Here is a 19,664-nt window from a genome sequence, read left to right on the forward strand (position 1 = left end):
ATGTCCACCTACAAGATTGCACTGAACTTCGAGGACGGGGTCACCCGCTTCATCGACTGCAAGGCCGGCGAGAAGGTGCTCGACGCCGCGTTCCGCGCGAAGATCAACCTGCCGATGGACTGTTCCGACGGCGTGTGCGGCACCTGCAAGTGCCGCGCGGAAAGCGGCAGCTACGACCTCGGCGACGATTACATCGACGACGCGCTCACCGAGGACGAGAAGGACGGCGGCCTCGTGCTGACGTGCCAGATGGTGCCGCAAAGCGATTGCGTGATCGCGGTGCCGACGTCGTCCGTCGCATGCAAGACCGGCCACAGCGCGTTTGCCGCGACCGTGACGAAGGTCGAGCCGCACAACGATGCGGCGATCGTGCTCGAACTGGACGTCGATGCGGCCGCGCCGGCCTTCCTGCCCGGCCAGTACGTGAACATCGGCGTGCCGGGCAGCGGCCAGCACCGGTCGTATTCGTTCTCGTCCGCGCCGGGCGACACGAAGGTCGGATTCCTGATCAAGAAGATTCCCGGCGGCGTGATGAGCACGTGGCTCGAATCCGCGAAGCCCGGCGACACGCTCGAACTGAACGGGCCGCTCGGCAGCTTCTACCTGCGCGACGTCGCACGGCCGCTGCTGTTCTTCGCGGGCGGCACGGGTCTCGCGCCATTCCTGTCGATGCTGGAAGTGCTCGCGCGCAGCGGCTCGCAGCAGAAGGTGCACCTGATCTACGGCGTGACGCGCGATCTCGACCTGGTGCTGGTCGACGCGATCGAAGCGTATGCGGCGAAGCTGCCGAACTTCAGCTTCGCGACCGTCGTCGCCGATGCGGCATCGAGCCATCCGCGCAAGGGCTGGGTCACGCAGCATATTCCGGCCGATGCGCTCAACGACGGCGACGTGGACGTCTACCTGTGCGGGCCGCCGCCGATGGTCGACGCGGTGCGCCAGTATTTCGACGACGCAGGCGTGAAGCCCAACAGCTTCCACTACGAGAAGTTCACCCCGAACGTCACGGCGAAGGCGGCATGATCATGCAACGATTCTCCGGAAAGGTCGTGGTCGTCACCGGCGCGGCACAGGGCATCGGCCGCGGCGTCGCGCTGCGCGCGGCGGCGGAGGGCGGCCGTGTGCTGTTCGTCGATCGCGCGGACTTCGTCGCGGAGGTCGCGGCCGAGGCGCCGGGCGGCAACACGGCCGGCTTCGTCGCGGATCTCGAAACCTACGACGGCGCACGCGCGGCGATGGCGTGCGCGGTCGCGACGTTCGGCCGGATCGACGTGCTGATCAACGGCGTCGGCGGCGCGATCCGGATGCGGCCGTTCGCCGAGTTCGAACCCGAGCAGATCGACGCGGAAATCCGCCGCTCGCTGATGCCGACGCTCTACAGCTGCCACGCGGTGCTGCCGCATCTGCTGGCGGGCGGGGGCGGCACGATCGTCAACGTGTCGTCGAACGCGACGCGCGGCATTCGTCGCGTGCCGTATTCGGCCGCCAAAGGCGGCGTCAATGCGCTGACGGCCGCGCTCGCGATGGAATACGCGGAGCACGGCATCCGCGTGGTCGCGACCGCACCGGGCGGCACCACGGCGCCGCCGCGCCGCGTGCCGCGCAATGCGGCCGGCGACACAGCGCAGGAACAGGCGTGGATGGCCGAAGCGGTACGGCAGGTGACCGATTCGACGTTCTTCAAGCGTTACGGCACGCTCGACGAACAGATTGCGCCGATCCTGTTCCTTGCGTCGGACGAGGCGAGCTACATCACCGGCACGGTGCTGCCGGTCGCGGGCGGCGATACGGGCTGAGCGGCACGTCAGCCGATTCGCTTGCTGCTTCTGACATGCGCGCGCACCGGTCGGATCACGTGCGCGCGACGACCATCCAACAACCGGCCGGCGCGCAACGCGCGGCCACGGAGACACTCATGCGCAATCGCGAAGCGATCATCCCGGCAGGCATGGAAGCCGTGTACGAAAAAATCGGCTATGCGCCGGCGATCAAGGTGGGCGACACCGTGTACGTGTCCGGCCAGATCGGCCGCGACGCGGCGATGCAACTGGTGGAAGACCGCGACGCGCAGATCGTGCAGGCGTTCGAGAACCTCAAGCGCGTGCTCGAGGCGGCCGGCGCATCGCTCGACGACGTCGTCGACCTGACGAGCTTTCATACCGACATGCGCGACCTGCCGTTGTTCATGCAGGTGCGCGACCGCTATTTCCATGCGCATCCGCGTCCGGCGTGGACGGCGGTCGGCGCGCACATGCTCGGTGGCTCGCCCGGTTACATCGTCGAAATCAAGGCGGTCGCGGTGCTGGCGCGCTGATACGCGACGCCGGCATGCGGCGACGACGTGGCGGCTCACCGATGGATCGCCGCCCGCAACCGCCTCACGTCCTGCTCCGATACCGGCGCGGCGCGATTGCCCCACGCGCCGCGCACATAACTGACCACCGCGGCGATTTCGCCGCTCGTCAGCGTGCCGCGCATTGCGGGCATCCGTTGCACGGGCCCGTGCGTGCCGGGCGCCGGCCGCGCGCCTTCGACGACGATCCGGATCGCGCTGGTCGGATCGGCCGCGAGCACGGCCGAATTGCCCGCGAGCGGCGGCCCGCGATCGGGCACGCCCGCGCCTGCGGCACCGTGGCAGCGCGCACAGAATCCCGCATAGACGCCGGCCCCCGGCGGTTGCTGGCCGCCCTCGGGGCGCGGCCCCGCCGCAGTGAGCCGCGGAACGCCGATCCCGAGCGGATTCGCCGCCGCAGTCGGTTGCGCGGGCAACGACTTGAGGTACACGGCGATCGCATGGCGATCCGAATCCGTCAACAGTGCAGTGCTTTCGGCGACGACCGGCGCCATCGCGCCGAACACCGCGCCGCGCGCCGCGTGGCCGCTGCGCAGGAACGCGACGAGGTCGTCGGTAGTCCAGCGGCCGAGGCCGTCCGCCTGCGCGCCGGTCAGGTTCGGTGCGAACCAGTGATCGTTGACACCGCCGGTGAGGAACGCGGGGCTGCGTTCGTCGTAGCCGCGCTCGTTGTAGGCCGGGCCGCGCGGCGTATGACAGGCGCCGCAATGGCCGAGCCCCTGCACGAGATACGCGCCGCGATTCCATTCCGACGATTGCGACGGTTGCGGCACGAAGCGCTCGCGATTGCCGAACGCGAGGCTCCATAGTCCGAGCGCCCAGCGCTGGTTGAACGGAAACGGGAGCTGCGTGAGCTTTGCCGCGTTCGCGGACGGAGCTACGCCACGCATGAAGTACGCATACAACGCGCGCACGTCGTCGTCCGACAGGCGCGCGAACGACGGGTAGGGCATCGCCGGATACAGTCGGCTGCCGTCGGCGCTGATTCCGCGCCGCACCGCATCGTCGAACTGCCGCAGCGTGTCGTTGCCGATCCCGTGTGTCTTGTCCGGCGTGATGTTCGGCGCATAGATCGGTCCGAACGGCGAATTCACCGGCTGGCCGCCGGCATACGGCGTGTGGTCGGCTGCGTCGTGGCACGCGGCGCAGTCGCCGGCGAGCGCGAGATAGCGGCCGCGCGCGATCGTCGCGGCATCGGCGCTCGCGGCCGCGGCGGCAACGACGGGGCGACGGCCGGCGGAAGCCGCCGATACGGACGAAGCAGATGCCGCAGGTGCCGGGGACGAAGCCGATGAAGCCGGCCCGGCGTCCGACGACGCAGCCGCAGCCGCAGCCGCAGCCGGCGCGGCGGCCGCGTCATGTCGCTGCGCGAGCCGAGGATCGCGGTTCACGCGGGCCGACATCGACGCGCCGGCATCGGTCGACGCAGCGCGTATCCGCACGAAACGCCAGCCCGACGCCGGCTCGGGCGCCTCGGTCGCCGACGCGGCATCGGCCGCATCGCCGGCAGACGCCGCGCGGTCGTCCTGCTGCATGTCGCATGCGCACAGCGCGGCGCACACGGCGAACGCGACGCTCGCGCGGCGGCAGCGCCGGGCGACGTGCGCGGCGAACGAAACACGCGAAGCGAACGAGATCAACGCCATGGGCTGCACGGTCCGACGAAAGCAGTGACGATCCCGGTGAACACGAGACCGATCACGAATCCGAGCGCGGCGAGCATCCCGCAGCGCGCGAGGAAGCGCGTGCTGTCGTCGCGCGTCGCGGCCTGCACGTTGGGGTCATGCCCGCGTTGCCACGTGCGTACGACCCACGCGGCGAACGCCGTCGCCAGCGCGAACGCACAGGCGGCGATCAGCGCGAGCCACACGCCCACGTGCGCCCAGCGCGGCGCGGCCTGCGCGACGCCGAGCGGATAGCACGCGGTCGACGCGAGCGTCTCGGAGGCCATCATCTGCGCGAACCACAGCGCGGGCGCGCCGACCAGGCCGGCCGCGATCGCGAGCCATGTCGTCCACGAGCGTCGTGCGAAGATCATCCGGGACTCCTGAGCCAGTACGGCGATACGTACAGCGCGGTGAAGATGAACAGCCATACGACGTCGACGAAGTGCCAGTAGAGTCCGCCGACCGTGAGCGCGACGCGCCGTTCGGGGCCGAAGAAGCCGGCGGCGGTCCATCCGGCGAGCAACGCGAGAATGACGAGACCGGCCGCCACGTGCGCGAGGTGGAAGCCGGTGATCGTGAAGTACAGGCTGCCGTACAGGTGCGCGGTCGGTCCGTATGGATGGTCGTGCCACTCGTGCAGCTGAACGAGCGCGAACGCGACGCCGAGCAGCAGCGCGACGGCGAGCGCGGCCACCGCGCGCCGCTGCCGCCCGGTCTTTACCGCACGCTCGGCGAGCCAGACGAACACGCTGCTCGACAGCAGCACGGCGGTGTTGCCGGCCGCGAGCCCGATCTTCGGCATTCCTTCGGGCGGCCATGGCGCGGTCGTTTGCGACTGCAGATAGAAATAGCAGAACAGCAGGTAGCCGAACAACCCGGCCTCGGTCACGATCAGCGTGACGACACCCCACCAGCCGCCCGCGCGCTTGCCGCAACTGCCGACCGGCAGCGGTTCGACGCATGCGGCCGGCGCGCCGGACGGCGTACTCGCCGAGCGCGGCTCGTCCGGATGCGGGCCGGCGGCGGCCGGCGGCGCCTGCGTGGCATCGCGGGCCGGCAGATGCGCACGTTGCCCGAGCGTGCGGCGCGGCCACAGCCACACGGCGGTCCCGATCGCGCAACCGGCGACGGCCGCGCACACGAGCGTCGGCGAGCGTGCCAGCATGGCGGCGAACACGGCGGTGGCGAGCAGCGCGAGCAAGAACGGCACGCAGCTGTCCTCGGGCATCTTCAGGATCGCGCTGGGCGTCGCCGCGAGCGGCGTGACCGCGAGCGCCTCTCGGCCGTCCGCGAGCCGATAGCCCACGCGCATGCTGGTGCGCATCGGGTCCTCGCGCGTTTCCCACAGCGGGTGCCGCGACGCGACCAGCGGCAGCACCGCGAAATTGTAGACGGGCGTCGGCGACGCGACCGACCATTCGAGCCCGGCGCCGCCCCACGGATTGTCGTCGGCGCGCGCGCCGCGCCGAGCGCTGACGAGCGCGTTGACGACGAACATCACGATGCCGATGCCGAACACGAACGAGCCGATCGTCGTCAGCAGGTTCGACGTGTCCCAGCCCATCCCGGATGGATACGTGTAGATGCGGCGCGGCATCCCGAGCAGCCCGGACACGTGCATCGGGAAGAAACCGAGGTTGAAGCCGACCAGCACGACCCAGAACGTCAGCCGGCCGAGGCGCTCGTTCATCATGCGCCCGGTGAATTTCGGGAACCAGTACGTGACACCGCCCAGCACCGGGAACACGTTGATGCCGAGCAGCACGTAATGCAGGTGCGCGACGACGAAATACGTATCGGTCAGCTGCCAGTCGAGCGGCACCGCGGCCGTCATCACGCCCGATACGCCGCCGATCACGAACATCAGCACGAAGCCCGCGAAATACAGGAACGGCGTGCGGAACACCGGGCGCCCGGTCCAGATCGTCGCGAGCCACGCGAACACCGCGACCGCGCTCGGGATCGAGATCAGCATGCTCGCCGCGCCGAAGAACGCGAGCGCGAGCGGCGCGATGCCGGTCGCGAACATGTGATGGACCCACACCTCGAAGCCGATCAGCATCGTCGCCACCGTCGATACCGCGACGGCTTCGTATGCGACGAGCGGCCGCCGGCAGAAGGTCGGCAGCGCGTCCGACACGATGCCCATCGCGGGCAGCACGACGACGTAGACCCACGGATGCGCGAACATCCAGAACAGGTGCTGCCACAACAGCGGCCGCCCGCCGTTCGCGACGTCGAAGAAGTGCGTGCCGGCATTGCGGTCGAGCCACAGCAGCAGGAACGCGAGGCTCACGGACGGCACCGCGACGAGGTTCGCGACCGATGCGGTGAGCGTGCCCCAGACGATGATCGGCAGCCGGTCGATCGACATCCCGTGAGCACGCATGCGCAGCAGCGTGACGACGAAGTTCGCGGCGCCGCCGGTCGTCGAGATGCCGAGCAGGATCATGCCGAGCGCATAGATGTCGATGTTCGCGCCGGCGCTGTAATCGAGCGACGTGAGCGGCACGTAGTTGAACCAGCCGCCGTCCGGCACCGCGCCGAGCGGAAAGCTCGCATACAGGAACAGGCCGGCGAACAGGAATACCCAGTACGAGAACGCGTTCAGCCTCGGGAAGGCCATGTCGCGCGAGCCGAGCATCAGCGGCCACAGGTAGTTCGCGAAGCCGGACAGCACCGGCAGCGCGTACAGGAAGATCATCGTGACGCCGTGCATCGTGAACAGCGAGTCGTACTGCGCGGGCGTGAGCACGGTCGCATTCGGCCGCGCGAGCTGGATGCGCATCACGAGCGCCTCGACGCCGCCGAGCAGCAGAAATGCGAACGCGGTGACGATGTAGCGCAGCCCGATGCGCTTGTGGTCCACCGTGCCGAGCCAGCCGCGCCAGCCGGGTTCCGATTCCCACAGCGCGGCCAGTTCGCGCTCGTGCGCGGAGCCCGGCGGTGCTTCGCCGAGGTCGGGCACGCGGTCGAGCGGAGCGGGCATGTCGCGGGCTACGGCCATCGTCATCCTCCGTTCAGTGCAGCGTTGCGAGATAGGCGGCGAGATCGTCGGCGTCGCGCGGCGCGAGCGCGAACGACGGCATCAGCGTCTGCGGCTTGATCTGCTGCGCATGCGCGATCCAGCGCCGCAGGTTGTCGGGCGTGTTGTCGAGCGTGCCGGCCGCGAGCAGCCGGCGCGACCCCAGATGCGACAGGTCGGGGCCCGCGTCGCCGGTCGCGTCGGTGCCGCGCACCGTGTGGCAACCCGCGCAGCGCATCGAGAACACATGCCGCCCGCGTTGCTCGGCGCCGGCCGCGGGCGCCGGCGGCGGCTGCCGTTGCGCGGCGAGCCACGCGCGAAACGCATCCGGCGGCTCGGCCACGACCTCGAACGCCATGTGCGCGTGCTGCGCGCCGCAGTACTGTGAGCACTGACCGCGGTATACGCCCGGCCGGTCGGCTTGCAGCCACTGATGATTCGTCTGGCCGGGAATCGTCTGCGTCTTGCCGGCCAGTTGCGGCACCCAGAACGCGTGGATCACGTCCGCGCTTTTCAGTTCGACCGCCACGGGTTCGCCGACCGGAATGTGGATCTCGTTCGCGGTGACGAACGCGGTGCCGCCCGCGTCGTCGGGATAGCGGACGGCCCACCACCAGTCGTGCGCGGTCACGACGATCGTGAGCGCGGGCGGCCGTGGCGGCAAGGCCACGGTGCCGAGCACGCGCAGCATGTAGACGAGCGCGCCGAACAGCAGCACGACCGAGATCGCGGAGCCGACCGTCACGATCGCGAGGCCGCTGTCGTGGCCGCCGCCCGCGCGCGCGCGGCGGCGAAAGGTCGCGATCAGCAGCAGCACCGCGATCGCGATGCACACGAACGTGCACAGCGCGAGCAGCGCCCAGCCGAGCACGAAGACCGGCCGCGCGGCCGGGCCCGCCGCATGCACAACGTAAGCGAGCGGCAGCGACCCGCCCGGTGCGTCGGGTTCGCTGGCCGCGCGCGCGGCCAGCGGGGCGACGACGCACGCACTCGCGGCAGTGCGAACGATACGGCGCGCTTTCATCGCTTTCATGAGCGTCAGGACGGGCAACACGGCTCCTTGCCGGATTCGGCGGCGTGACGACAGCCGTTCGCGCCGCAGCAATTTCCGTGCGCGTGCAGTGCATGCATCGCGACTGCTGCGCGCTCATGCAGCGCGCTGCGCGTTACAGCCCGCTTGTAAATTGGACGACCGTCCATGGCGCGCCCGGATCACGGTGCGCGGCACGTCGTTTGCTATGCCGATCGTGTTCCGGCACGCCGCTCGGGGAGCGTCCCCGCCGCGTGCCGCCCACCGCCCACCGTCAGGGAAACCGGAGGAACCGACGTGAAGACCGTCGCGATCACGGGTGCGAGCGCCGGCGTCGGCCGTGCGACAGCCCATGCGTTTGCGCGGCGCGGCGCGAACGTCGCGCTGCTCGCGCGCGATCAGCGCGCGCTGGACGACACCGCACGCGAAGTGCGCGCCTATGGTGTCGAGGCACTGCCGATTGCCGTCGACGTCAGCGACGCCGCCGCGCTCGATGCGGCCGCCGAGCGCATCGAGAACGAACTCGGCCCGCTCGACGTGTGGGTCAACAACGCGATGGTGACGGTGTTCGCTCCGTTCGACGAGATCGCGCCGGAAGACTACGCGCGCGTGACCGAGGTCACGTATCTCGGCTGTGTGTACGGCACACGCGCGGCACTGGCGCGGATGGCCGCGCGCAATCGCGGCACGATCGTGCAGGTCGGCTCCGCGCTCGCGTACCGGTCGATTCCGCTGCAGGCGCCGTACTGCGGCGCGAAACATGCGATTCGCGGCTTCACCGACGCACTGCGCTGCGAGCTGCTGCATGCGGGCAGCCGCGTGCGCGTGACGATGGTGCAACTGCCTGCGATCGACACGCCGCAGTTCGACTGGGCCGCCTCCGCGCTGCCGCACGCGCCACGCCCCGTTGCGCCCGTCTATGCGCCGGAGGTGGCGGCCGACGCGATCGTGCAGGCGGCGCGCCATCCGTGCCGCGAGCGCTGGGTCGGCTGGTCGTCGCTTGCCGCGATCGTCGCGAACGCGCTCGCGCCCGGCTTGTTCGATCGCTATCTCGCACACACGGCGGTGCGCGGCCAGCAACGCGCGGAGCCGGCCGGCCCGCGCGAATCGAACCTGTGGCAACCCGTGCCGGGCCATCATGCGACACGCGGCGCGTTCAGTTCGGAAGCCCGCCGCACCGGCGCCGAGGCTGGGCTCGGCGCATCGCGCGCGCTCGCGTTCGGCGCGATCTGCGCGGTGCTCGCGGCGAGTTTCGTCGCCGCGCGCAAGCTGAACCGGTGAGCGCGATGCGGATCGAGGACTACGCGCTGATCGGCGACGGCCGCAGCGCCGCGCTCGTCGCGCTCGACGGCAGCGTCGACTGGCTGTGCTGGCCGGACTTCGACTCGCCGCCGTGCTTCGCCGCACTCGTCGGCACGCCCGAGAACGGCCGTTTCCGTATCGCGCCGCGCGACCCGGACGCCCGCGCGACGCGCCGCTACCTGCCCGGCACCGCAGTGCTCGAGACGACGTTCGAGACCGCGTCGGGCTGCGCCGTCGTGATCGACTGGATGAGCTGGGCCGCGGCCGACCCGTGCCTGATTCGGAGTGTGCGCGGCGAGCGCGGCACGGTCGAGTTCGACGTCGATCTCGGCGTGCGCTTCGACTACGGCCACGCGCTGCCGTGGTGCCGCCGTCTCGGCCGGCGCTGGCGAATGACGACGGGCGGCGATGCGATGTGGCTCGATGCCGACGTGCACCTCGACGTGCGCGACGACCGGCTCGTCGGCACTCACCGGATCGCGGCGGGGGAGCGCGCGGATTTCTGCATCAGCTACGCGCGTTCGTTCGACCGGCCGCCGTCGGTGCCCGACGCGTACGCGTCGCTGCGCGACACGCAGGCGTTCTGGCGCGTGTGGTCGAAGTGCAATGCGGCGCAAGGCCCGTATCGCGACGCGATCGAGCGCGCGCTGATCACCGTGAAGCTGCTGTCGAGCGTGCGCACCGGCGGCATCATCGCGGCGCCGACGAGCTCGCTGCCCGAACGATTCGGCGGCGTGCGCAACTGGGATTACCGATTCTGCTGGCTGCGCGACGCGAGCTTCACGCTGCGCGCGCTGGTGCGCTGCGGCTACCGCGAGGAGGCCGCGCGCTGGCGGGACTGGCTGGTACGCGCGATCGCCGATCACCCCGCGCAATTGCAGGTGCTGTACGCGGCCGACGGCGGCCGGCGCGCGGACGAATGGACGGCCGCGCACCTGGCCGGTTACGAAGGCGCGCGGCCGGTGCGCTTCGGCAACGCGGCGGCCGAACAACTGCAGCTGGACGTCTACGGCGAGGTGCTGGCCGCGCTGTATCAGGCGCGCCGGCACGGACTGCCGCCCGACGACGATGCGTGGACGCTCGAGCGCCGGCTCCTCGACCATCTCGCGACGATCTGGCGAGAGCCGGACGAAGGGATCTGGGAGGTGCGCAGCGGCCGGTACCCGTTCACGTCGTCGAAGGTGATGGTGTGGGCCGCCGTCGAAAGTGCATATCGTTCCGCACGCGCGTTCGGCCATCACGCGCCGCTCGACGAATGGCGACGCTGGGCCGATACCGTGCGCGCGGATGTGCTCGCCCGCGGCTATCACCCGAAGCTCGGCCGTTTCGTCGACCGCTACGACGGCGACGGGCTCGACATCAGCCTGCTGCTGATTCCGCTGACCGGAATGCTCGATGCGGCGGATCCGCGCGTCGCGGCGACGGTCGCCGCGATCGAGCACGAGCTGCTCGAGGATGGTCTGCCGTTCCGTTACCGGCCGCCGCGTTTCAGGGATGGATGCGAGGGCACCGAGGGCGCGTTCGTCGCGGCCGGCTTCTGGCTCGCGCAGGTGTACCGGATGCAGGGGCGCGACGCCGACGCACACGCGCTGTTCGAGCGGCTTTTGGGCTTGCGCAACGACGTCGGGCTGCTGTCCGAGGAATACGACGTGAAGGCACGGCGCATGTGCGGGAATTTTCCCTTTACGCTCGGGCAGGTCGGGCTGGTCAACGCGGCGCTCGCGCTGCAGGGCGACGGGCGCGACGACGTCGATATCGGCTGACGCGCCGCGCTGTACCGCACCCGCCGGGGCAGCGCGACGCGACGCGCGCGCGTGCCAGTGCCCGTGCCGCGCGTCGTGCGCTACGACTCGTGCTTGCCTCCCTTGCCGCCGTGCTCGCCGTTACCCGGGAGCACGGCCGACAGCACCTGTCGCGCCGTCTCGACGATCACGTTCGCTTCGCGCGGGTCGCCCTTCATCAGCGATTCGGCAAAATGCTTGGCCTGCTGCAGCGTCACGTGCGGCGGCAGCGGCGGCACTTCCGGATCGCTCTTGACCTCGAGCACGACGGGGCGGTCGGATGCGAGTGCCTCGTCCCACGCGGCGCCGAGCTGTTCCGGATCGTCGACGTAGATGCCCTTCAGCCCGAGCAGCGTCGCGAAGCGGTAGTACGGCACGTTCGGTATCTGCTGCGACGCGTCGAGTTTCGGGTCGCCTTCCATCACGCGCTGTTCCCACGTCACCTGGTTCAGATCCTCGTTGTTCAGCACCATGCAGATCCAGCGCGGGTCCGGCCACTGCCGCCAGTACTTCGCGACCGTGATCAGCTCCGCCATGTTGTTCATCTGCATCGCGCCGTCGCCGACCATCGCGATCACCGGGCGTACCGGATACGCGAACTTCGCGGCGATCGCATACGGTACCGCCGCGCCCATCGATGCGAGGCCGCCCGACAGCGAGCCCATCATTCCGCGCCGTATCATCAGGTCGCGCGCATACCAATTTGCGCAGGATCCCGAATCGCTCGTCAGGATCACGTCGTCGGGCAACCGCGGCGACAGCTCGGTGAATGCGCGTTGCGGATTCACGCCGCGCCCCGGGCTCGCCTTCGCGGCCGCGCGCGCGGCGAGCGTCTCGTGCCAGTCCGCGTTCCATTTCGCGATCTGGTCGCGCCAGCCCGTGTCCTGCCGCTCCTTCAGCAATGGCAGCAACGCACGCAGCGTTTCGGCACTGTCGCCGACGAGGTTGACCTCCATCGGATAACGCAGGCTCAGCATGTCGGCCTTCAGGTCGATCTGCACGCCGCGCGCCTGGCCTTCCTTCGGCAGGAATTCCGAATACGGGAAGCCCGAGCCGACGACGAGCAGCGTGTCGCATCCGGTCATCAGCTCGTAGCTCGGCTTGGTGCCGAGCAGCCCGATCGAGCCGGTCACCCACGGCAGGTTGTCGGGCAGCGCCGCCTTGCCGAGCAGCGCCTTCGCGGCGCCCGCGCCGAGCCGGTCGGCCACCGCGATCACCTCGTCGGTCGCGCGTAGCGCGCCCGCGCCGACCAGCATCGCGACCTTCTTGCCGGCATTGAGCACATCGGCCGCGCGCTGCAGATCGTCGGCGTATGGCACGACCTTCGGCGCCGTATAGCCGACGCCCGAGTGCACGGTGCCATGCGCGCGCTTGGGCGGCGCGTAGTCGAGTTCCTGCAGGTCGTTCGGCAGCACCAGCGCGGTGACGGTGCGCGCGCCGACGGCGATGCGTACCGCGCGATCGACGAGATGGCGCACCTGGCCCGGCACGACCGCAAGCTGGACGAATGCGCCCGCAACGTCCTTGTAAAGGGCCGGGAGATCGACCTCCTGCTGATAATGGCCACCGAGCGCCGCGCGCGCCTGCTGGCCGACGATCGCGAGCACCGGCATGTGATCGAGCCGCGCATCGTACAGGCCGGTCACGAGATGCGCGGCGCCGGGGCCGGAGGTCGCGACGCACACGCCCAGCTCGCCTGTAAATTTTGCATGCGCGGACGCCATGAAGGCCGCCATTTCCTCGTGGCGTGCCTGGATGAATTCGATCTTGCCCCCGGCCCGGCCGAGCGCGCCGAAGAAGCCGTTGATGCCGTCGCCCGGGTAGCCGTACACGCGGCGCACGCCCCAGTCGTACAGCCGTTCGACGATGAAATTCGCCACTGTCGCCATGCCGTTTCTCCTTGTTTCCGGAAGAGCCGATGAGCCGCGCATGCGATGGCTTGCGCGGCGCTGCCGGGCGTCGCGCAAGGCGTGTGCCGCGCCGCCGCATCGGGCACGCGCGTTGCACGCGGACGGTGCACGCAAAAAAGCAATCCGGAGCACGACGATGGCACTTTCCGCGGCACCGACGATCGACGACGTGCGCGCCCGCGCGTACCGGATACCGACCGATCGGCCCGAAGCCGACGGCACGTACGCATGGGACGCGACGACGATCGTCGTGGTCGAGATCGACGCGGGGCCCGTGACGGGGCTCGGCTATACGTACACCGACGCGAGCGCGGCGCCGCTCGCGATGTCGCTGCTGGCCGACGTGTTGCGAAACCGGCCACTCGCCGATGTCCCGGCCGCCGCCGATGCGCTGTGGCGCGCGGTACGCAATGTCGGACGGGCCGGTGTCGCGGCCACGGCCATTTCCGCGCTCGACATCGCGTTGTGGGATGCGAAGGCGAAGCTGGCCGGCGTACCGCTCGCGATCCTGCTCGGCCGTCGGCGCGAGCGCGTGCCCGTGTACGGCAGCGGCGGCTTCACGACCTACGACGACGCGACGCTCGCCGCGCAGCTCGACGGCTGGCGCGGCGAACGCATTCGCGCGTGCAAGATCAAGATCGGCGTGCCGGACGCACGCGATCCGTCGCGTGTGCGGGTTGCGCGCGACGCGCTCGGCGCCGACGTCGACCTGTTCGTCGATGCGAACGGCGCATATGCGCCGCGCACCGCGCTCGCATTCGCCGAGTCGGTTGCCGATTGCGCGATCCGCTGGTTCGAGGAGCCGGTCAGCAGCGACGACGTCGCCGGCCTGCGGTTCGTGCGCGAGCACGTCGGCGCGCGGGTCGATGTCGCGGCCGGCGAATACGCCTATACGCCGGACGATTTCCGGCGTCTGCTCGAAGGCCGTGCGGTTGACGTGCTACAGGCCGACGCGACGCGCTGCGGCGGCGTCAGCGGTTTTCTCGCGGCGGCCGCGCTGGCCGATGCGCATCACGTCGACCTGTCCGCGCATTGCGCGCCGGCGCTGCATCGGCAAGTCGGTTGCGCCGCGCCGCGCATGCGTCATGTCGAGTGGTTCCACGATCACGTACGCATCGAGCGAATGATGTTCGACGGTGCGCCGACGCTCGTCGATGGCGCACTCGAGATCGATGCCGCGCGCCCCGGGCTAGGGCTCGACCTGCGTGCGGCCGACGTCGAGGAGTTCGCGATCTGAATGAATCCGACGCTCCGGACAACCGTCACGAACAAGGAGGACCGATGCGACACGCCCGACACCGCGCGGCCGAGCACGACACGTTGCTCGTCGATGCCGCGCGCCTGCTGAATCGCAGCGCGCTGCTGCTCGCCGGTTCGGTGCTCGCCGACAGCGGTGTCGAGCACTACCGCGGCACGATCCACAACCGCGCGATGATCGCGCCACTGGTGGCGTCGACGTTGTCCGTGCTCGCGAGCGTGCACGGCCACGCGGACGACACGCCCGAACGTCACCGGCTGCGCGACGCGGTGCACGTGGCGTCGGCCGCCGTGGGCATCGCCGGGTCGGCGTTCCACGTGTACAACGTGACGAAGCGGCCGGGCGGGTTCAGCTGGCACAACCTGTTCTACGGTGCGCCGCTCGGCGCGCCGTTCGCGCTGCTGCTGTCGGGCATGCTCGGCGCGGCCGGCGAGCGGCTGCGCGCGTGCCCGGCCGACACGCCCCGGCTCGCCGGCTTGCCGGCCGCCCGTGCGCTCGCCGGGCTCGTCGCGGCGGGGCTCGTCGGCACGCTCGGCGAAGTCGGCTTGCTGCATTTTCGCGGTGCGTTCCAGCATCGCGCGATGTTCATGCCGATCGTCGTGCCGCCGGTGGCCGCGCTCGCGGCCGCGCAGCTCGCACTGTCGCGGCCGTCCGTCGATCGGCGCTGGTGTCGCTGGTCGATGCGCGTGACGGCCGTGCTCGGTTTCGTCGGCGTCGCGTTTCATGCACGCGGTATCGCGCGGCAGATGGGCGGCTGGCGCAACTGGTCGCAGAACGTGCTGTCGGGGCCGCCGCTGCCGGCGCCGCCGAGCTTCACCGCACTCGCGATCGCCGGTCTCGCCGCGACCGCGCTGTCGGAAGGGGAGGCGCGATGAAACCCGCGAACGACAAGCCCGTCGCGCTGCCGCGCTATTCCGGATACGACGTGCTGGCCAAGCGCGACACGCCATCGTGGAACGATGCGACGCGCCGCGCGATCGACGCACGACTGCGCGTCGCCGCGTCAGCGCCGCGCCATCTCGATGCCGCGCAGTTCGCGACGCTCGACGCGCTGTGCGCGCGCATCGTGCCGCAGGAGCCGGGCGACGCCGGCACGGTGCCGACTGCCGCGCTGGTCGATGCGCGACTCGCGGCCGACGAAGGCGACGGCTATCGCGACGCGCGTCTGCCGCCGCTGCGTGCCGCGTGGCATACGGGGCTCGCGGCGCTCGACGCGATGGCGCGGCATGCGCACGATCGCCCGTTCGCATCGCTCGACGGGAAGGCGGCCGATGCGCTGCTGCATGCGGTCCAGCAAGGCAGGATCGACCGCCGGGTCGAAGCGGCGTGGGCCGGCATGGACCCGCGCACGTTCTTCGCGAAGCGTGTGCTGATGGACCTGTGCGGCGCGTACTACAGCCATCCGTTCGCCTGGAACGAGATCGGCTTCGGCGGGCCGGCGAGCCCGCGCGGCTACGTGCGAATGGATTTCAACCGGCGCGATCCGTGGGAGGCGCAGGTGGACGGGGAGGGCGATCGCGATGACCGCTGACGCATCGTCGTTCGACGGCAAGCCGCGCGGTTGCGATGGGCGCGCGCCCGATCCGCTGCGCGTCGGCGGCTGGTCGCCGATGCGGATGTTCCGCGATGACGAGCCGGTCGACTTCGTGATCGTCGGCACCGGTGCCGGCGGCGGCACGCTCGCGTGCCGCCTCGCCGAACACGGTTTCTCGGTCGTCGCGCTCGATGCGGGCGCATGGTGGCGCCCGCTCGAGGAATTCGCATCGGACGAGTCGCACCAGCACAAGCTGTTCTGGACCGACGAGCGGATCTGCGACGGCGCCGATCCGCTGACGCTGGGCACCAACAACAGCGGCCGCGCGGTCGGCGGCAGCACCGTTCACTTCGCGATGGTGTCGTTGCGCTTTCGGCCCGAATGGTTCCGCTCGCGCAGCGCGCTGGGCTACGGCGTCGACTGGCCGCTCGACTGGCGCGAGATGTGGCGCTACTACCGCGAGGTCGAGCAGGCGTTGAAGATCAGCGGGCCGGTGCGCTACCCGTGGGGGCCGCCGCGCCCGCGCTATCCGTACCGCGCGCACGAACTCAACGCGGCTGCGCTCGTGCTCGCGCGCGGCGCCGAGGCGCTCGGCATCGACTGGACGCCGACGCCGCTCGCGACGCTGTCCGCCCCGCGCGGCCGCGCGCATCCGTGCGTGTATCGCGGCTTCTGCATCGCCGGCTGCGCGACTAACGCGAAGCAGAGCGCGCTGGTCACGTGGATTCCGCGCGCGGTCGCGGCCGGCGCCGAAGTACGCGACCTCGCGATGGCGTTGCGGATCGACGCGCAAGGCGATCGCGTGACGGGCGTGCATTACCGGCGCGACGGCCGCACGCATTTCCAGCGCGCGCGCAACGTCGTGGTCGCCGGTTACGCGATCGAGACGCCGCGCTTGCTGCTGCTGTCCGCGACCGGACGCCATCCGCAAGGCCTCGCGAACAGCTCGGGCCTGGTCGGCCGCTACATGATGGCGCAGCTGAACCAGGCATCGTGGGGGACGATGGACGACGAAGTGCGCTGGTACAAGGGACCGCCGTCGCTGTCGATCACCGAGCACTGGAATTACGCGGACGAAGGCAAGGATTTCTTCGGCGGCTACTGCTGGATGAGCCAGGGGCCGCTGCCGATCGAATGGGCGCGCAAGATCGCCGGACGCGGGGTGTGGGGCGACGCGCTGAAGCGCGAAATGGCGCGCTACAACTTCCAGGCCGGACTGAAGATCGTCGGCGAGACGCTGCCGCGCGCGGAGAACCGCGTGACGCTCGCCGACGAGCGCGACGCATTCGGGCTGCCGATCGCGCGCGTCACCTATTCGTACGACGACAACGACCGGCGGATGATGCGTCACGCATTCGCGCAGATGGGGCAATCGCTCGAAGCCGCCGGCGCGCGCGACATCTGGAACGAGCAGGACGACACCTGTCACCTGGCGGGCACCGCGCGCATGGGCGACGACCCGGCAACGAGCGTCGTCGATGCCGACTGCCGCAGCTGGGACATCCCGAATCTGTGGGTCTGCGACGGTTCGGTGTTTCCGACCGTCGGCGGCGTGAACCCGTCGCTGACGATCCAGGCGATCGCATGCCGCACGGCCGATCGCATCCGCGCGCTCGTCGCGCGCGGCGACGCGCACGCGCGCGCACGCTGGCGATAGGCCGCGGCCTTCCCGCACCGCGTGCGCGCCGCGCACTTTCTCTTTCAACCATCCAGGAGCCACGACATGGACGTTTTCATTCGCCGCCCGGCCAACGCGATCCGGCTGTGCGCCGCGTGCGCGGTGCTGGCCGTATCCGCGACCGCCCCCGTATCGCCGGCCTGGGGCCAGTTGCGCCCGCCTGACACCGCGCGCGTGCCCGACACGTCGACACAGGCGTACAAGCGCGCGGACGGCAAGATGATGGAGGCAATGGAGGGCGCGCGTTATACCGGCGACGCCGATCGGGATTTCGTGTCGCACATGGCGCCGCATCACCAGGGGGCGATCGACATGGCGCAAGTCGAGCTGAAGTACGGCAAGGACCCGGCGCTGAGGCAGCTCGCGACGCGCATCATCGCCGCGCAGCGCGACGAGATCGCGCTGATGGAGCGCTGGCAGAAGGAGCACGGTGCGACGCCGTGACCCGCGATCATCGCGCGCCGCAACGTGGAGGCGGCAATGGAGCGTGAAAGACGTCCGACGAGCGACGCGATAGAAAGCGTCGCCGATTACATGAGCATGATCGGCACCGCGAACGATGCGACGGCCTCGCGGCTGTTTCGCGGCCAATGCAATGTCGGCTGGCCGCTCGTGCCGAGCATCGCAAGGCAACGCGCGTCGCCCGACGTGGAGGCGCGCATGCTCGACGAATTCATGCGGCGCGCGCTCCCGCACCTCGACCCCGCGCCGAATCTCGATGCGTGCGACTGGCTCGCCCTCGCACAGCAGCACGGGATGCACACCCGGTTGCTCGACTGGTCGGGCAATGCGCTGGCGGCGCTGTGGTTCGCGGTCAGGAACGCGAACGGCACCGGCGGCGACGGGGTGGTGTGGTGTCTGTCGTTCGACGCGGACGACATCGCGACGGCCGGCGAGCGGCGCGCGCCACTCGAGGTCACGCGCACGAAGGTGTTTCGGCCGCGTCACGTGATGCCGCGAATCACCGCGCAGGACGGCTGGTTCACGATTCACCGCTACGATGCCGGTGCGAGACGCTTTCAGCCGCTCGACGAGGATCCCGATCTGGCCGGGCGGCTCACGCGCATCGTCGTGCCCGGCGAGCGCTTTGCCGCGATTCGCCGCCAGCTTGCCGGAGTCGGCGTCAGCATCGGGACGATCTTTCCCGACCTCGACGGCATTGCGCAACTAACGGTCATCCGCTTTTTTCCCGACGACGAGGACACGCATGCGCCGCGATAAGCGTCGCGGCATGACCTGCGTGTCTTCAGGCAAAGGGGCGGGCTCGGCACGCCGGTTTCGGATGCTATTCGTATTCGTCGCCCGATTGCCGGGCATGGCTGTGCGCAGCCGGTGGCTGCACCGGGCGCCACCGTCGGGGCATGCCGGGACGATGCGCAGAGCCGGCCATCCATCAAGCGTCGGCCGCACCGCATGACGTGCGGCGCGGTTCACTCCGCATGGCGCACGAACCGAGGATTTTTCAAGCGCTTGTCATTTCGGGCGCGTCGCGTTGCCGCGCGACGGTCCCGGCTGCTGCACGCTGCGGGCGCGCATCGCCGTGCGGCCGAGGAACGGCGCATGCTGCCCGTGACGGCGAAGCCCGGCGGTTCCGGGTATCGATTACGGTGCTCACATGACTTCCAGAACTCGTTCGAACAACCCGCTGTTGAATCTTGCGGTGGCCGTCGCGTGCGGGGCGGCGGCGATGTATTTCCTCGATCCGGCGTCGGGCAAGCGGCGGCGCGCCTATGTGCGCGACAAGGCCGTTGCGGGCCAGCACGGCGTGGCCCACTACGCGAGCACGCAGGCAAAGCGCGCGGCCGACCGTGCGCGCGGCACGATTGCCGGGCTGCGTGCCGACTGGCTCGCGGGTGACGCGGACGACGCGCAAGTCGCCGAACGCGTGCGCGCCGCGCTGGGCCATCTGGTCGGACGTCCGCGCGACGTCGACGTGACGGTCGAGCACGGGCATGTGCGCTTGAGCGGGCAGGTGGAAGAGGCGGAGCGCCATGCCGTCGTCGACGGCGTGGCCGGACTGCGCGGCGTGCAGACCGTCGAGGACGCGATGGGCGCGCGCAGCGAATACAAGGCGCCGCCCGGCGGCCCGATGCACTGACGTGGCGCGGCGGCGTGCCGCCGGGCCG

At 70.3% G+C, this 19,664-nt stretch carries 17 protein-coding genes; 12 read left to right on the forward strand and 5 right to left on the reverse strand.

The annotated features are described in order from the left end of the window. The 3 genes from benC to WS51_RS27280 all read left to right on the forward strand — a co-directional run bounded on the left by benC (position 1) and on the right by WS51_RS27280 (position 2,314). Positions 1-1,023 carry a benzoate 1,2-dioxygenase electron transfer component BenC gene (benC, locus tag WS51_RS27270; protein WP_059848837.1) on the forward strand — a complete coding sequence of 341 codons (1,023 nt, stop codon included), beginning with the start codon at positions 1-3 and terminating at the stop codon, positions 1,021-1,023. Next, on the forward strand, positions 1,020-1,796 hold the full coding sequence (gene benD / locus WS51_RS27275) for a benzoate diol dehydrogenase BenD (protein ID WP_059452381.1): 777 nt from the start codon (positions 1,020-1,022) through the stop codon (positions 1,794-1,796). Before benC ends, benD begins: the two co-directional genes overlap by 4 nt. Before the next feature lie 119 nt (positions 1,797-1,915). Next, positions 1,916-2,314 carry a RidA family protein gene (locus tag WS51_RS27280; protein WP_059452506.1) on the forward strand — a complete coding sequence of 133 codons (399 nt, stop codon included), beginning with the start codon at positions 1,916-1,918 and terminating at the stop codon, positions 2,312-2,314. A gap of 35 nt (positions 2,315-2,349) precedes the next feature. On the opposite strand, the gene WS51_RS27285 is transcribed toward WS51_RS27280, so the two are convergent. From WS51_RS27285 to coxB, 4 genes are read right to left on the reverse strand one after another with little or no spacing between them, the layout of a single operon-like run. Beyond that, entirely contained in the window at positions 2,350-3,999 is a 1,650-nt protein-coding gene (locus WS51_RS27285; protein ID WP_069230108.1) for a c-type cytochrome, read from the reverse strand. Then, positions 3,990-4,391, reverse strand: coding sequence for a hypothetical protein (locus WS51_RS27290; protein ID WP_059452383.1), 402 nt, complete (start codon positions 4,389-4,391; stop codon positions 3,990-3,992). The genes WS51_RS27285 and WS51_RS27290 overlap by 10 nt, the downstream gene beginning before the upstream one ends. Then, positions 4,388-7,027, reverse strand: coding sequence for a cytochrome c oxidase subunit I (gene ctaD / locus WS51_RS27295; RefSeq protein ID WP_069230356.1), 2,640 nt, complete (start codon positions 7,025-7,027; stop codon positions 4,388-4,390). The genes WS51_RS27290 and ctaD overlap by 4 nt, the downstream gene beginning before the upstream one ends. A gap of 13 nt (positions 7,028-7,040) precedes the next feature. Further along, on the reverse strand, positions 7,041-8,069 hold the full coding sequence (coxB, locus tag WS51_RS27300; RefSeq protein ID WP_418219705.1) for a cytochrome c oxidase subunit II: 1,029 nt from the start codon (positions 8,067-8,069) through the stop codon (positions 7,041-7,043). Positions 8,070-8,372: 303 nt separating this feature from the next. Between coxB and WS51_RS27305 the strand changes: the two genes are divergently transcribed. Both WS51_RS27305 and WS51_RS27310 read left to right on the forward strand, forming a co-directional pair. Next, the gene (locus tag WS51_RS27305) at positions 8,373-9,356 is read left to right on the forward strand and encodes an SDR family oxidoreductase (protein WP_069230109.1); all 984 of its coding nucleotides are present in this window, start codon (positions 8,373-8,375) and stop codon (positions 9,354-9,356) included. Positions 9,357-9,361: 5 nt separating this feature from the next. After that, a complete protein-coding gene (locus WS51_RS27310; RefSeq protein WP_069230357.1) occupies positions 9,362-11,140 on the forward strand; it encodes a glycoside hydrolase family 15 protein in 1,779 nt (592 codons plus the stop codon). An 80-nt stretch (positions 11,141-11,220) separates the two neighbouring features. Here WS51_RS27310 and WS51_RS27315 read toward each other — a convergent pair whose 3' ends face one another. Continuing rightward, on the reverse strand, positions 11,221-13,047 hold the full coding sequence (locus tag WS51_RS27315; RefSeq protein WP_069230110.1) for a thiamine pyrophosphate-requiring protein: 1,827 nt from the start codon (positions 13,045-13,047) through the stop codon (positions 11,221-11,223). Positions 13,048-13,204: 157 nt separating this feature from the next. On the opposite strand from WS51_RS27315, the gene WS51_RS27320 reads away from it, so the two are divergent. The 7 genes from WS51_RS27320 (at position 13,205) to WS51_RS27350 (ending at position 19,636) form a co-directional block, all read left to right on the forward strand. Further along, on the forward strand, positions 13,205-14,305 hold the full coding sequence (locus tag WS51_RS27320; protein ID WP_069230359.1) for an enolase C-terminal domain-like protein: 1,101 nt from the start codon (positions 13,205-13,207) through the stop codon (positions 14,303-14,305). Positions 14,306-14,349: 44 nt separating this feature from the next. After that, the gene (locus WS51_RS27325; protein ID WP_060272025.1) at positions 14,350-15,201 is read left to right on the forward strand and encodes a hypothetical protein; all 852 of its coding nucleotides are present in this window, start codon (positions 14,350-14,352) and stop codon (positions 15,199-15,201) included. After that, the gene (locus WS51_RS27330; RefSeq protein WP_059869033.1) at positions 15,198-15,857 is read left to right on the forward strand and encodes a gluconate 2-dehydrogenase subunit 3 family protein; all 660 of its coding nucleotides are present in this window, start codon (positions 15,198-15,200) and stop codon (positions 15,855-15,857) included. Before WS51_RS27325 ends, WS51_RS27330 begins: the two co-directional genes overlap by 4 nt. After that, positions 15,847-17,517 (forward strand): GMC family oxidoreductase, encoded by a 1,671-nt coding sequence (locus WS51_RS27335; protein ID WP_069230111.1) that lies wholly within the window; start codon positions 15,847-15,849, stop codon positions 17,515-17,517. The genes WS51_RS27330 and WS51_RS27335 overlap by 11 nt, the downstream gene beginning before the upstream one ends. Before the next feature lie 66 nt (positions 17,518-17,583). Beyond that, positions 17,584-17,982, forward strand: a complete 399-nt coding sequence (copM, locus tag WS51_RS27340; protein ID WP_069230112.1) for a CopM family metallochaperone — start codon at positions 17,584-17,586, stop codon at positions 17,980-17,982. Positions 17,983-18,018: 36 nt separating this feature from the next. After that, on the forward strand, positions 18,019-18,759 hold the full coding sequence (locus WS51_RS27345; protein ID WP_069230113.1) for an FRG domain-containing protein: 741 nt from the start codon (positions 18,019-18,021) through the stop codon (positions 18,757-18,759). Positions 18,760-19,153: 394 nt separating this feature from the next. Further along, positions 19,154-19,636: a BON domain-containing protein gene (locus WS51_RS27350; RefSeq protein ID WP_059452391.1), complete on the forward strand. Its 483-nt coding sequence runs from the start codon at positions 19,154-19,156 to the stop codon at positions 19,634-19,636. Positions 19,637-19,664: the final 28 nt, after the last annotated feature.

The sequence above is a fragment of the Burkholderia territorii genome (assembly GCF_001718335.1).
GTDB classification, from domain to species: Bacteria; Pseudomonadota; Gammaproteobacteria; order Burkholderiales; family Burkholderiaceae; genus Burkholderia; species Burkholderia territorii.